The organism is Kordiimonas lacus (assembly GCF_001550055.1).
Taxonomy (GTDB): domain Bacteria; phylum Pseudomonadota; class Alphaproteobacteria; order Sphingomonadales; family Kordiimonadaceae; genus Kordiimonas; species Kordiimonas lacus.
The window spans coordinates 217,761-231,122 of sequence record NZ_LRUA01000004.1 but is presented as its reverse complement, the minus strand read 5'-3'; the positions used below and the strand labels follow the sequence as shown (position 1 = coordinate 231,122).

The window sequence follows — 13,362 nt, the reverse complement described above, 5'->3', positions numbered from 1 at the left end:
CCTTCGGTTACGGTCGGCCTATTTGACGATGTGTTCTTGGAGAAATGCGCCTGATGCCAGCATCCGGCAAAAAATCAGGTTTCTTTGGCCGGATCAGACGCCGCGTCCGCACCACCCTGTTTTCGGCAGGCGGGTACGAATTTGGCGCCATCACGATCCTCGCTGTTCTCGTCGGTATAATCTCCGGCTATGCCGCCATCGGGTTTTACCTGGCGATTGGCGAACTGCTTGAACTGATTTACGGCCTCAGCGAAGCAGAACTGGCCTCCGGCGCCAAGCACCTGCCCTTCTGGCACATCATGGGCGCACTGATTGGCGGCGGTTTGGTTGTTGGCCAGATACTGCGCCTTATCAACCGGCATCAGGCACGCGGTGTTCCTAATGTGATTGAGGCTGCAGCACTTCATAACGGGCGACTGGGCATCAAAAGCGGCATCGCAAGTGCGGTTGCCACGATTGTATCGCTTGGTTCCGGCGCGTCGATGGGCCGCGAAGGCCCTGTGGTGCACCTGGGGGCAACCATGGCATCCGCCCTTACCCGTGCACTGCACCTGAACCCATCTGCGGCTCGAACCCTTCTGGGGTGCGGCGTTGCAGCTGCTGTTGCGGCCTCCTTCAATGCGCCCATTGCGGGTGTCTTCTTCGCACTTGAAGTCATTCTTGGGCACTATGCTCTCCATGCGTTTGCGCCCATTGTGATTTCGGCCATTGCCGGCACGCTGGTCAGCCGCGCGCACTTAGGCAACTTCCCGGCGTTTGAAACCACCGAATATATGATCGTCAGTTTCTGGGAATTCCCAGCCTTTTTCATTCTTGGCATCGCTGCCGCTCTTGTTGCCGTCACCTTCATGTCCGGCATGGACTGGGGCGACAAGGTGCGCACAAAACTGGACAAAATCCCTTTCTGGCTGCAGCCGGCGATTGCTGGTGTCTTCGTTGGTGCCATCGCAATCTTCTATCCGGAAATCCTCAGTGTCGGCTATGAAGCCACCAGCCGGGCACTCAATGGCGAATATGGCTTTGAGCTTCTTGTATCCCTGATGGTGGCCAAAATGGCCGCAACAGTCATTTCATATACCGGGCGCTTCGGTGGCGGCGTCTTCAGCCCCAGCCTGTTCCTGGGTGCCATGCTGGGCGGCGCGTTTGGCATCGTTGCTGCTGCCATCTTCCCAGAGCTGGCGTCTACGCCGGGGCTATATGCCGTGGTCGGCATGGGCGCTGTGGCTTCGGCGGTGTTGGGCGCGCCCATCTCCACAATGCTGATCGTTTTCGAGATCACAGGGGACTATAATGTAACCATCGCCGTGATGATTGCCTCGGCGGTTTCCAGCATGGTGACGAGTGCCTTCTTTGAACGGTCCTTCTTCCTGATGCAACTGGCCAACCGCGGCATTCGACTGGAAGGCGGCAAGGCCACCTTCCTTCTGAAGTCCGCCCGCGTAGCTGACCATATGACCCGCGATTTCTTCACCGTGCGCGACACCGAACCTGCCCTGAAAGCACGGGAAATGCTGGTAACGCAAGGGGGCGGCCTGTTGATTGTGACTGACGAGGCCGGCCATATGACCGGTACGCTCACCTTCAGCCAACTGCCGCCAGATATTTTCGACAGTCCTGAGAAGGCGCAAACGCCGGTCGTCAAATTCATGCGCGACATGCCGCAAAAGGTGAAATCCACCGATGCACTGCAGCTTGCACTCCACCGACTGGAGATGAGCGGTGAAGAAGTGCTCCCCGTTATTTCCCCCACGCAGGAGGCCGTGGTTGTGGGCTTGATTCGCCACCGCGATGTGATGAAGGAATATAACCGGGCATTGCTTGAAAGCCAGGGCCGGGACCACAAAATGGGACGCCGCGCCTGAGGCTTGGGACAACCATCCAAAATGTTATCATCTGCTGCTTCCCGCACGCGCACGGGGGTGCTATAGACGCCTGATGATGAGTGACCCGTTCGATTTAGATGACCTGAGCCCAGAGCCCGCGCCCACAGCGCCGGCGCCGCACAGCAACATGCCGCCGCCCTACCTGGATGGCCTGAATGAGCCACAGCGCGATGCTGTTCTGGCCACAGAAGGCCCTGTATTGGTGCTCGCAGGCGCCGGCACCGGCAAAACACGCGTGCTGACCACCCGCCTCGGCCACCTGATGGCCACAGGCCGCGCCGCACCCTGGAACATCCTGGCCGTGACCTTCACCAACAAGGCCGCCAAGGAAATGCAGGAGCGGGTCGCCCGCGTGATCGGACGCCCAGTTGAAGGCATGTGGATCGGCACCTTCCACTCCATCTGCGTGCGTATTCTCCGGAAGCATGCGGAACTTGTCGGCATTCAGTCCAACTTCACCATCCTGGACACAGACGACCAGATCAGGCTGCTGAAGCAACTGATTCAGGCCGAAAATATCGACGATAAGCGCTGGCCTGCCCGGGCACTCGCGGGCTTGATCGACCGCTGGAAAAACAAGGCCCTGACGCCGGACCGCGTACCGGAAGGCGAGAGCTATGCCTACGCCAACGGCATGGGCGGCAAGCTGTATCGTGCCTATCAGGAACGTCTGAAAATCCTCAACGCCGCGGATTTCGGTGACCTGCTGATGCATGTGATCACCTTGTTCCAGGCCCATCCAGATGTATTGAAGGAATACCACAACCAGTTCCGCTACATCCTGGTGGACGAGTATCAGGATACCAACGTGGCGCAGTATCTGTGGCTGCGGCTGTTGTCGCAGGCCAGCAAGAATATCTGCTGCGTGGGCGACGACGACCAGTCCATCTATGGCTGGCGCGGCGCCGAAGTGGGCAACATCCTGAAATTCTCGAGCGACTTCCCTGGCGCAACCGTTGTGCGGCTTGAGCAGAATTACCGCTCCACCGGGCATATCCTCGCCGCAGCGTCGTCGCTGATCACATCAAACGAAGGCCGCCTTGGCAAAACCCTGTGGACCGATGCTGGCGACGGCGAGAAGGTTACCGTCAAGGGCGTGTGGGACGGCCCTGAAGAAGCGCGGTCCATCTGTGAAGAGATCGAAAACCTGCAGTCCAAACAGCATGCGCTCAGTGAAATCGCGATCCTGGTGCGCACCGGTTTCCAGATGCGTGAGTTTGAGGAACGGCTGATCACCCTCGGCGTGCCTTACCGCGTTGTGGGTGGCCCGCGCTTCTATGAGCGCGCCGAAATCCGCGATGTGATGGCCTACCTGCGGGTGATCGCCCAGCCCGATGACGCGCTGGCGTTCGAACGCATCGTTAATGTGCCCAAGCGCGGCTTGGGCACAGCCAGCATCCAGAAGGTGCATGGGCTGGCGCAGTCGCACGGTGTGTCGCTGCCCTATGCCGCGCGCATGATTGGCGGCATGGATATCCTCAGGCCCGCCGCACGCAACAAACTATCCGCCCTGATGGATGATTTCGACCGCTGGCGCGCCATGCTTCACACCCACAGCCATGTGGAAGTCGCGGAAATCGTGCTCGAGGAATCGGGCTACATGGAAATGTGGCAGAACGACAAATCACCCGACGCACCCGGCAAGCTTGAAAACGTCAAGGAAATGGTCTCGGCCATGGGTGAATTCGAGAACTTGGGCGGCTACCTTGAACATATCGCACTGGTGATGGAAAACGACAATAACGACACCCGCGAGAAGGTATCGCTGATGACGCTCCACGGCGCCAAGGGCCTTGAGTTCGACACCGTCTTCCTGCCCGGCTGGGAGGAAGGCCTGTTCCCGAACCAGCGGGCGCTGGATGAAACCGGCGTCAAAGGGCTCGAGGAAGAGCGCCGCCTGGCCTACGTGGGCATCACGCGGGCGAAGAAGAAGGCCAATATCTATTTTGCCGGCAACCGGCAGGTGTTCGGCCAGTGGCAGTCAAGCCTGCCCAGCCGCTTTATTGACGAACTGCCCGGCGACCATATCGAGATGGAATCAAGCCAGGGGCTGTACGGCAACCAGCGCCAGAGCCGCGGCTGGGGCGATGATTTTGCCGATGAGGGCTATTTCACGTCCGGCGGCGACAAATATGGCCCCGGATGGCAGCGGGCCCAAAGTTGGCGGCAGGAGCAGTCGTTTGACCAAACGCCGCACCGCGGCACGCCACCGACCATCACCATGAAGCCCTCGCGGCCCAAGAAGAAAAAGGCCCCTGCCCCCATCAGCGATTTCGCCATCGGGGAACGGGTATTCCATGACAAATTCGGCTACGGCATGGTTGAAGACGTTGAGGGCAACAAGCTGCTCGTCGAATTCGACAAGGCTGGCGCCAAGCGCGTGGTTGACACGTTCGTCACCCGCGCCTGAGGAGATTATGATGAGTGATATCTGGTGCCTGAATGGCGAACTGCCGGAAGCCCGCGCACGCGAACTTGAAGCAACCCTGGAGATGGTCGCGGACGAACGCGGCGAGTTTCCGCCCACGCTGTCCTATTTCGAACAGCCCGGCGAAGCTGAATGGCGCGTGGAAATCTTTTTCGCGACCCAGCCAGATAGCGAGTTCCTGACGGCTGTCCTCTCGCGCATGGGCCTCGGTGACTGGCCGCATGAGCTTGCCCCGGTTGAGGATAAAGACTGGGTCAGCGAAAGCCAGAAGCTGCTGGCGCCAGTGGAAGCAGGCCGCTTCTTTGTTTATGGCAGCCATGACGCAGACAAAGCCAAGGCGGATGCCATCAACCTCCAGATTGACGCGGGACAAGCTTTCGGCACCGGCAAGCATGAAACCACCGCCGCCTGCCTTGAGGTGCTGGATCAGCTCGCGGACGACCTCAGCCCCAAGACCATGCTTGACCTGGGGACAGGCTCGGGCGTGCTGGCGCTTGCGGCCCAAAAGGTCTGGCCCAAAATGCGTATCACCGCATCAGACATTGATCCCATCGCCATCGAGGTGACGGCAGAAAACATCACGGTTAATGATGGTGTCGCGCGGCAAGTGGGCTCTGGCCTGCCCGGCATGGCTGTTGTGGTGGCGCCCGGCCTTGATGACCCGGCCTTCAAGGATGAGAAACCGTTTGACCTGATCACCGCCAATATCCTGGCCGGCCCGCTTGTTGACCTCGCGCCCGATATTGTCGACGCGCTGGCGAAAAGCGGCACGCTTGTGCTGTCCGGGCTTCTTGTGACGCAGGAAAAAGAAGTCCTCGAACCATATTTGGCTCGAGGACTAGTATCTCTGGGCAGAGTAGAGAAAGGGGAGTGGCTCGCGCTTGTTTTGCGCAAGCCGTGAAGCATTCCCGGGAAGGTGAAATGCTCCGGGGAGGATGGGCCAGCCTTGTTTCAGGAGAAGGCTGCCCCACTGGGAAATTCTAATGGTTGACTGTCAGGCCAGAGCCGCGTCAACCGCAGGGACTAATGAGCGAACGCTCCGCCGCCGAGAGCACCACCGCTCATGCCACCAAAACCACCACCGAGGCCGCTTGGGCGGGTGATTTTGATCCGGAACGGTTTCTTCTGCTTTGGCTCGACAGGGCGCATCATGCCTGCTTCGGTCATCAGGGCGAAGAAATCACCAGTTGCTGTAAGGTCGGATGCCAGCTCGTTAGCCGCTTCTTCGGTTGCTACCAGGAAGAACTGCTTGTCAGCAGCACCGCTTACCACACCAGGAATTTTACCTTCGCTCGCCATCAGGCCCATAAAGCTGAATGCTGCGATTTGTTCGTTCAATTGCGCTGTCTTAGCCATTGGTCTTCTCCTTAACCAATCATGCCCTTTGTGGGCTCCGTCAGCCCTTGCTGACAGGGCTTAGATAGGCCTGTCGGTCATGATTAAGAAGTGGTTAAAAACGCAAACAAGATATGCATTAAACGCATAGCTTGAAAGTTTAAGCCTCCCGCTCACCGAATGGGGAAGCAAGGATATACGCCAACTTTTTCAGGAAGGTGTCGCTCCTATGACGAAAATAAGAAGCAGCAATAAAAGGCTCCATACCGCCATGCCTGACAGAATATAGGGTGTGGCCATGCGCCGTTCGAACCACAGGCGGGGCCGAATACCCTTGGCGAAGAAAACCAATAAACCTGCAAGGTTCACACACACCACATTGACGATCAGCAGCAGAAGCGCCCCATTGGCCAGCTGCCACTGTTTAATACCCAGCATGAAACCAAGCGTCGCAGCCGGCGGCAGCAGCGCCACGGCCACCATGACACCCACAAGCGTCATGGACAGCCCGGACGTCAGTGACAGGACGCCAGCAATACCGCTCGCGGCCGCCAGCGCCATGCCGCCAAGGCCGACTTCGGTGCGACCAAGAAGTTCCTGGCTTTCAGGAAGCTCACCCCAGATCATGCCCACAATAGCAGCCATGGCGATCGCCACCGACATGCCCGTGAAAGCGGTCGTGAAGGCGTCGCTCATCAGTTTCTTGTCGCCCAGAGACGTGCCAAAGGCAAAGGCAAGATTGGGGCCCAACAGCGGCGCAATCACCATGGCGCCAATCACAACAGCCACATTGTCCTGCACCATGCCAATAAGCGCCACAATGGTGGACAGAAGCGTCAGCACCAGATAGCCGCTGTCCAGATGCGCGCCCTGGCGCATCTTGATCATCAGTTCTTCACGGGTGTCTCCCGCCTCGCGCGCCTCCACGTCAGGCAGCGTTGCTTCAACCGGCATGATATTGATGCGCGCCCGGGAGGATGTCGCCAGCAGCTTCTGGATATCGTCGATGACCTTCTGGCGTTCGCCCGCACGCGTCAGCAGGACATATTGGACATGGTCGCCATCAAGCTCTGCCAACCGTTCGCAACTGACCACGCTATTGCTGGCAGCGATTTTCTTGACATGCGCTTCGGCCGCGACCGGCACGGTAACCTGCAACATCTTGAGCGGCATAGACTTTCTCCCCTAGAGGGGGAAATCTAGCGAAGCCACTGCTCAAGCACAAGCTTTAGCCTGCGATGTGTGCGAGCCACTCGTCTTCGGTCATGACCCTGACGCCAAGCTCTTCGGCTTTCTTGAGCTTCGAGCCCGCGCCGGGGCCGGCCACAACGATATCCGTTTTCTTGGAAACAGACCCCGCCACCTTGGCGCCCAGAGACTCGGCTTTCGCCTTGGCTTCATTGCGGGTCATCTTTTCAAGGCTGCCCGTGAACACGACGGTCAGGCCAGACACTGGGCTGTCGGTCGCCTGTGCTTCCACTTCGCGGACATTCAGCGCATCCAGAAGCCTGTGCAGCACCGCACGGTTGCGTTCCTCCAGATAGAAATCCGCGAGGCTCAGCACCACATCACCGCCGATGCCGTCGATGTCTGTCAGTTCACTGTTGTGCGACCTCAAGGCCAGCAGGCCTTCGTTGGACAGGCTGACGCCCTTAAGCCCAGCCACGGTACGCAAGCGGCTGACACGGATATTTTCTGCCTTCAACGTCCCCGCATCAATGCGCGCAAGCCGCGCAGCCACTAGGCCAATAAAGCCCTCGCCCGCCGCGAACAGGTCTGTCGGCTGCAGGGCCGCTTCGAAATCCTTCAGGTGCCCAAACGCCAACAGGCAATAGTTTATAGCGCTGGCTTCATGGGCGGTGAGCCCGGCAGATGTCAGGCCGTTCATCAGCTCCAGCCCACGCGCGAGGTAAGCCACCATGGCGTCCGGTGTGCCGAAATTGCGCGCCAGCAGCTTTGCCGTTTCTGCTCCGATGCCCGGAATGCCCAGGCCAAAAATCACCCGGTAGAAATCAATATCGCGGCGCTCGTCAATCGCAGCCATCAGGTTGGAGACGGAGAGGTCACCCCAGCCTTCCCATTTCTGCATGGCGCCGCCTTCTGCCTCGTTCTTCTCTGAAAGCGCGAAAATATCGGCGGGCTCTGCGATCCAACCGCGTTCAAACAGCTGTTCCACCTGCTTAGAGCCCAGGCCTTCAATGTCGAACGCACCACGGGAGACGAAATGGCGCAGGCGCTCAACCTGCTGGGCGGAACACACCAGGCCGCCGGTGCAGCGAATGACCACATCATCGTCTGACGCTTCGGCATGAGAGCCACACACCGGGCAGTTTTCCGGGAACTCAAACGGCACCGCGTCCGCCGGGCGCTGGTCCGTCACCACAGACACCACCTGCGGGATCACGTCACCCGCGCGCTGGATGACAACCGTATCGCCAATACGGACGTCCAGGCGCGCGATCTCGTCCCTGTTGTGCAGTGTGGCGTTAGAAACAACCACGCCGCCCACAGTGACGGGCTCCAGCTTGGCAACCGGTGTCAGCGCGCCCGTGCGCCCCACCTGAATGTCGATGTCACGCAGGATGGTCATGGCCTTTTCGGCCGGAAACTTGTGGGCAATGGCCCAGCGGGGAGCGCGCGCCACCATGCCAAGCCTGTCCTGCAGCGCCAGGTCATCCACTTTATAGACGACGCCGTCGATATCGTAATCGAGCGTCGGGCGCTCGCGTTCGATCAGGCGGTAATGCTCGATGGCGCTGTCCGCGCCGTCGCATTTCACCAGAAGCGGATTAACGTCGAAACCCCAGGCCTTGAATAAGTCGATCATACCCATCTGGCTGGTGGACGGCATCTCAGACACCTCGCCCCAGGCATAGGCGAAGAACTTGAGTGGGCGGGACGCAGTAATGCTGCTGTCAAGCTGACGCAGGGAGCCTGCGGCGGCGTTGCGCGGGTTCGCAAATACCTTCGCGCCCTTTTCTTCCTGCGCCTTGTTCAGCGCGAGGAAATCTTCCTTGCCCATATAAACTTCACCGCGCACTTCGATCACATCTGGCCAGCCTTCACCAGCCAGTTCGGTCGGGATACTATCCAGCGTGCGGGCATTGGCCGTGACATTCTCGCCCACACTGCCGTCACCACGGGTCGCGGCCTGCACCAGTTTACCCTGCTCGTAGCGAAGCGCCAGCGACAGGCCGTCGATTTTGGGTTCAGCCGTCAGATCGACAGGAACATTGTCGCCCACCCCCAGGAAACGGCGCACACGGGCCACGAATTCCCGTACGTCATCATCATTGAAGGCATTATCGAGCGACAGCATCGGTTTCGCGTGCTTGACCTTCTCGAACTTGCTGGCACGAACGGACGCGCCAACACGTTTCGAGGGGCTGTCCTTCCTGACGAGGTGCGGGAACTGGGCCTCGATCTCATCGTTGCGGCGACGAAGGGCATCATAATCCGCGTCGGAAATGCGGGGCGCATCCTCACCGTGGTACAGGCGGTCATGCGTCGCGATTTCCATCGCCAGCTGCGCCAACTCGCGGCGCGCCTCGGCTTCCGTTAAATCCGTGGCGGGTACTGTAAACAAGTCAGTCATCAACTATCCATCAAGATGCAAAAGTTGGTCTGCCGCCGCGCGGGCCGCATCCGTAATCACATTGCCGGCCAGCATGCGGGCGATTTCTTCGCGGCGGGCTTCGTCTTCGAGCGCAACCACATCGGTGCGCGTTTCTGCGCCATGGTCGCCTTTTGAAATCTGGAATTGGCGGTTGCCGCGCGCGGCCACCTGCGGGCTGTGGGTAACAACCAGCACCTGCGCACTTTCAGACAGACGCCTGAGACGTTCGCCCACCGCACTCGCGGTTGCCCCGCCAATACCCTTGTCGACTTCGTCGAACACCATGACGGGCGTGCTGGAACCGCGCGCCAACACCACCTTGAGCGCCAGAATGAAACGTGCGAGCTCGCCGCCCGATGCGATCTTGACCAGCGATCCAAACGGCGTGCCGGCATTGGTTTTCACTTCAAAGCTCACCCGGTCCGCGCCTTGGGCAGTCCAGTCCCCTTCTGGCAGTGTTTCCACGGCCGTACGGAACTGGGCGTTTTCCAGTTTGAGGGGCGGAAGTTCCGCCATCACGAGCTTGTCCAATTCTGCAGCGGCAGCCTTGCGCTTGGCAGTCAAAGCTTCAACCGCCGCCTTCATCGCCTGTCTGGCGCTGCCCACACGGACGCGGGCTGCGGCAACCATTTCATCGCCTGCACTAACGGCGGCGTAGCGCGTTTTCAAATTCTCAAGAAGGGCCGGCAGTTCATCGGGCTGGCAATTGTGCTTGCGTGCCAGGCGGCGGATTTCAAACAGGCGCTCCTCGGTGCGCTCCAGCTCATGCGGGTCGAAATCCAGGTCCTGTGCCAAACGGTCCAGCGCTGCCATGCCCTCGCCCAGCTCGATCGCTGCGCGGTCCAGTGCTTCAATTACGGGAGACAGCAAATCACCGGCAGCACCCTCTGTGCGTTCCATGCGGCGAAGCACACCGCGCACGGTTGCGTCAACACCGCCATCTGCGGCCAGGTCATCCTGATAAGCCTTGAGGTCATCCGCCAGCTTTTCGCCTTGCATCATCAGGGTCCGGCGTTCCGCGAGTGCTTCTTCTTCGCCTTCTTCAATGCCCAGCGTATCCAATTCAGCCACCGCATGCTCAAGAAATTCCTCGTCTGCTTTGGCATTGGCCAGCATCTCTTCGGCTTCTGCCAGTGCTTCTGACGCTTCACGAAGCTCATTGTGTGCTGCAGCAACCGTTTTCAATTCCGTGCCATAGCGGCCAAAGTCGTCCAGCAGGCCACGGTGTCCGGCGCTATCGAGAAGGCCGCGGTCATCGTGCTGGCCATGAACTTCCACCAGCAAGCTGCCCAGTTCAGCAAGAAGCCCCTGCCCGATTGGCTGGTCGTTGGCCCAGGCCTTGGAGCGGCCATCAGCGGTAATCTGACGCCTGAGGATGATTTCACCCTCGCCGCCATCCAGACCTTGGTCTTCAAGAAGCGCGCAGGCGGGATGACCGGTAGCTACCGTAAAGGCTGCCGAAACCATGCCTTTTTCCTGGCCCTGACGAACGAGCGCCCGATCCGCACGTGCGCCGGTCGCAAGGCCAAGACTGTCCAGCAGGATAGATTTGCCCGCACCGGTTTCACCGGTCAAGACCGTAAGGCCCGCCGCAAAGGACAGGTTCAGCTTTTCGATTAAAACTATGTCACGAATGCTGAGACTGGTCAGCATCGCGCTCTCCCCTTAATTGACCAATCCCTAGAATGGCCAGAGTTTGCTCAGCCAGGAACCGCTTTTGCCTTCCGGCTTCATATCCTTGCCGCTGAGTAGTGCATAGCTATAGCGGTACCATTTGCTGCTTGGATAGTTGTGTCCCAGAACCGCCGCAGCCATCTTGGCTTCGTCATAGACACCAAGCGCCAGGTAGGATTCCACCAGTCGGTGGAGGGCTTCAGGCGTGTGGCTGGTGGTTTGGTAATTCTCGACCACATTGCGGAACCGCATTGTGGCCGCCAGATACTCCTGCCGCTTCATATAAAAACGACCGACCTTCATGTCCTTACCAGCCAAGTGGTCCAGCGTCAGGTCCAGCTTCAGGCGGGCATCACGGGCATATTCCGTGTTCGGAAAGCGGCGGATCACTTCTGTCAAAGAGCTTTGTGCCCTTAGCGTCTGCGCCTGGTCCCGGCCAACGTCCGAGATCTGCTCATAGTGGCTCAGGGCAATCAGATAATAGGCATAGGGTGCGGACCGGTTGCCCGGGTGCAATTGCAGGAAGCGCTCGGCAGCCAAGGTCGCATCGTCATAGTTGTTGGTCATATAGTGCGAATAAGCCGCCATCAGCTGCGCACGGCGTGCCCACACCGAATAAGGGTGCTGCCGCTCAACCTCATCGAAGGCGTACGCTGCCAGTTGGTAGCGCTTTTTCTTCAGATTGTCCTGACCGAGGTTGTAAAGAACCTCAACGTCGCGCGCGACATAGACGTCTTCTTCATCCTTGGAACTACACGCAGCCACACTGATAAGCGCAACGCCCAGAATAGATGTTTTCAGCCAATTTGCTGTCATGTCAGTCCCTTACTCCCGCACATCTTAAATGCATGCTTGCAATTCCCGCGTAAGATTTCTAGTCTCAGCCTAATGCAACCATTAGTATATTTTCAACAATCACTGAAAGGTAATTCCCACCCAACAATTCAGCGTAGGCGAATTCTCTAGCACAGGAAGCCGCAAGCGCCAACGGGGAATAGCCCTTTCAACAGAGAAGGAGACTCTATGGCGCCGCAAAGTGACGAAATTGAGGACAAGCAGGATGGCTTGTCGGCGCGCAAAGCAGACCTGATCGACAAACATGTCGGAAGGCGCCTTCGGGATCGCAGGCGAACACTTGACCTTAGTCAGCAGGACATCGCCAATATCCTTGGCATATCCTATCAACAGGTCCAGAAATACGAAAGCGGCCAGAATCGTGTCAGCGCGGGGCGGCTTTATCTGCTTGCCCATATCATGCAAACAAGCGTGTCCCATTTTTATGAGGGGCTTCCGGCCGGTGATGAAATCCTAAGCGGCCGGATCACAGACATGGACCTGATCATTCCGGAACTGGAAACGCTCCCGAACGTGAATGTCCGGGATGCGCTCAGCGATTTGGTCCGTGCAATCAAGGATTCGAAAATCATGACCTCTTGAGGTCATGGTAAAAAAGCATACGGGGGTCGGGAAGCCGTTCAGGCTTCCCCTTTGACCAGCGCGTCATAGTCCAGCATCAGCGTTTTGGTGATTTCACCAACTTCAAACCTGTAAGGCCCGATCTCGCTCAGCGGTGTCACTTCGGCGGCGGAGCCAGTCAGGAACGCCTGCTCGAAGCCTTCCAGTTCTTCCGGCATGATAGCGCGTTCGATCACCTTGATCTGACGCTTTTTCGCGAGCTCTATCACTGTCTGGCGGGTAATCCCGTTCAGGAAGCAATCGGGCGTTGGTGTGTGAAGGTCACCGTCTTTGACGAAAAAGATGTTAGCGCCGGTCGCTTCGGCCACCTGGCCACGATAGTCATACATCAGCGCGTCGTCATACCCTTTGGCTTCAGCCGCATGTTTCGACATCGTACAGATCATGTAAAGGCCGGATGCCTTGGCATGCACAGGCGCAGTGTCTGCCGCGGGACGCCGCCACTTGGAGATGTCGAGCCTCAGGCCCTTCATCCGAGCTTCCGGCGAGAAATAGGACGGCCATTCCCACACGGCAATCGCCGCGTGAATGGTGTTATTCTGGGCCGAAACACCCATCATTTCGCTGCCACGCCACACAATCGGACGGCAGTAGGCATCAACAAGCTTGTTCTTTTCAAGAAGCTCCATGCAGGCGTCATTGATCTGGTCCTGCGTGTAGGGGATTTCATAGCCCAGCAATTCAGCCGACTTGAAAAGACGCTCGGTATGCTCTTTAAGCTTAAAGATCTTTCCGTTATAGGCTCGCTGTCCTTCAAAGACCGCGCCGCCATAGTGCAAGGCATGGGTTAACACATGGGCGTTACAGTCGCGCCAGGGGCGGTATTCACCGTCCATCCAGATCCAACCGTCGCGGTCATCATAAGGGGCAGATGCCATTTTAGTTCTCCAAACACACGAAACAAATAAGAATATGTCGCTTTTTACTTGATCGATGTAACATTCTGTCGA

General features: G+C 58.4%; 10 protein-coding genes. 4 read left to right on the top strand and 6 right to left on the bottom strand.

Annotated elements, in window-relative coordinates:
• Positions 1-53: 53 nt before the first annotated feature.
• The 3 genes from KORLAC_RS07725 to KORLAC_RS07715 all read left to right on the top strand — a co-directional run bounded on the left by KORLAC_RS07725 (position 54) and on the right by KORLAC_RS07715 (position 5,212).
• Positions 54-1,862, top strand: a complete 1,809-nt coding sequence (locus KORLAC_RS07725; RefSeq protein ID WP_074519507.1) for a chloride channel protein — start codon at positions 54-56, stop codon at positions 1,860-1,862.
• 73 nt (positions 1,863-1,935) lie between these two features.
• Positions 1,936-4,293: an ATP-dependent helicase gene (locus KORLAC_RS07720; RefSeq protein ID WP_068305128.1), complete on the top strand. Its 2,358-nt coding sequence runs from the start codon at positions 1,936-1,938 to the stop codon at positions 4,291-4,293.
• Positions 4,294-4,303: 10 nt separating this feature from the next.
• Positions 4,304-5,212 (top strand): 50S ribosomal protein L11 methyltransferase, encoded by a 909-nt coding sequence (locus KORLAC_RS07715; protein WP_068305126.1) that lies wholly within the window; start codon positions 4,304-4,306, stop codon positions 5,210-5,212.
• A 122-nt stretch (positions 5,213-5,334) separates the two neighbouring features.
• Here the strand turns inward: KORLAC_RS07715 and KORLAC_RS07710 are convergent, their stop codons facing one another.
• From KORLAC_RS07710 to KORLAC_RS07690, 5 genes are all read right to left on the bottom strand, one after another.
• A complete protein-coding gene (locus KORLAC_RS07710; RefSeq protein ID WP_068305124.1) occupies positions 5,335-5,667 on the bottom strand; it encodes a hypothetical protein in 333 nt (110 codons plus the stop codon).
• A 189-nt stretch (positions 5,668-5,856) separates the two neighbouring features.
• Positions 5,857-6,819, bottom strand: a complete 963-nt coding sequence (locus tag KORLAC_RS07705; RefSeq protein ID WP_068305122.1) for a TIGR00341 family protein — start codon at positions 6,817-6,819, stop codon at positions 5,857-5,859.
• A 55-nt stretch (positions 6,820-6,874) separates the two neighbouring features.
• Entirely contained in the window at positions 6,875-9,241 is a 2,367-nt protein-coding gene (gene ligA / locus KORLAC_RS07700; protein ID WP_068305120.1) for an NAD-dependent DNA ligase LigA, read from the bottom strand.
• 3 nt (positions 9,242-9,244) lie between these two features.
• The gene (recN, locus tag KORLAC_RS07695) at positions 9,245-10,915 is read right to left on the bottom strand and encodes a DNA repair protein RecN (protein ID WP_068305118.1); all 1,671 of its coding nucleotides are present in this window, start codon (positions 10,913-10,915) and stop codon (positions 9,245-9,247) included.
• Between the two features lie 27 nt (positions 10,916-10,942).
• The gene (locus tag KORLAC_RS07690) at positions 10,943-11,752 is read right to left on the bottom strand and encodes an outer membrane protein assembly factor BamD (protein WP_068305116.1); all 810 of its coding nucleotides are present in this window, start codon (positions 11,750-11,752) and stop codon (positions 10,943-10,945) included.
• Between the two features lie 207 nt (positions 11,753-11,959).
• Between KORLAC_RS07690 and KORLAC_RS07685 the strand changes: the two genes are divergently transcribed.
• Positions 11,960-12,373, top strand: a complete 414-nt coding sequence (locus KORLAC_RS07685; protein WP_068305113.1) for a helix-turn-helix domain-containing protein — start codon at positions 11,960-11,962, stop codon at positions 12,371-12,373.
• 38 nt (positions 12,374-12,411) lie between these two features.
• Here the strand turns inward: KORLAC_RS07685 and KORLAC_RS07680 are convergent, their stop codons facing one another.
• Positions 12,412-13,290 (bottom strand): branched-chain amino acid aminotransferase, encoded by an 879-nt coding sequence (locus KORLAC_RS07680; RefSeq protein WP_068305111.1) that lies wholly within the window; start codon positions 13,288-13,290, stop codon positions 12,412-12,414.
• Positions 13,291-13,362 lie beyond the last annotated feature (72 nt).

Coding starts and splice junctions, on each gene's coding strand:
- KORLAC_RS07720 (WP_068305128.1), top strand. CDS start 1,936: ATGATGAGTGACCCGTTCGATTTAGATGACCTGAGCCCAGAGCCCGCG.
- KORLAC_RS07705 (WP_068305122.1), bottom strand. CDS start 6,819: ATGCCGCTCAAGATGTTGCAGGTTACCGTGCCGGTCGCGGCCGAAGCG.
- KORLAC_RS07715 (WP_068305126.1), top strand. CDS start 4,304: ATGAGTGATATCTGGTGCCTGAATGGCGAACTGCCGGAAGCCCGCGCA.
- KORLAC_RS07710 (WP_068305124.1), bottom strand. CDS start 5,667: ATGGCTAAGACAGCGCAATTGAACGAACAAATCGCAGCATTCAGCTTT.
- KORLAC_RS07680 (WP_068305111.1), bottom strand. CDS start 13,290: ATGGCATCTGCCCCTTATGATGACCGCGACGGTTGGATCTGGATGGAC.
- recN (WP_068305118.1), bottom strand. CDS start 10,915: ATGCTGACCAGTCTCAGCATTCGTGACATAGTTTTAATCGAAAAGCTG.
- KORLAC_RS07725 (WP_074519507.1), top strand. CDS start 54: ATGCCAGCATCCGGCAAAAAATCAGGTTTCTTTGGCCGGATCAGACGC.
- KORLAC_RS07685 (WP_068305113.1), top strand. CDS start 11,960: ATGGCGCCGCAAAGTGACGAAATTGAGGACAAGCAGGATGGCTTGTCG.
- KORLAC_RS07690 (WP_068305116.1), bottom strand. CDS start 11,752: ATGACAGCAAATTGGCTGAAAACATCTATTCTGGGCGTTGCGCTTATC.
- ligA (WP_068305120.1), bottom strand. CDS start 9,241: ATGACTGACTTGTTTACAGTACCCGCCACGGATTTAACGGAAGCCGAG.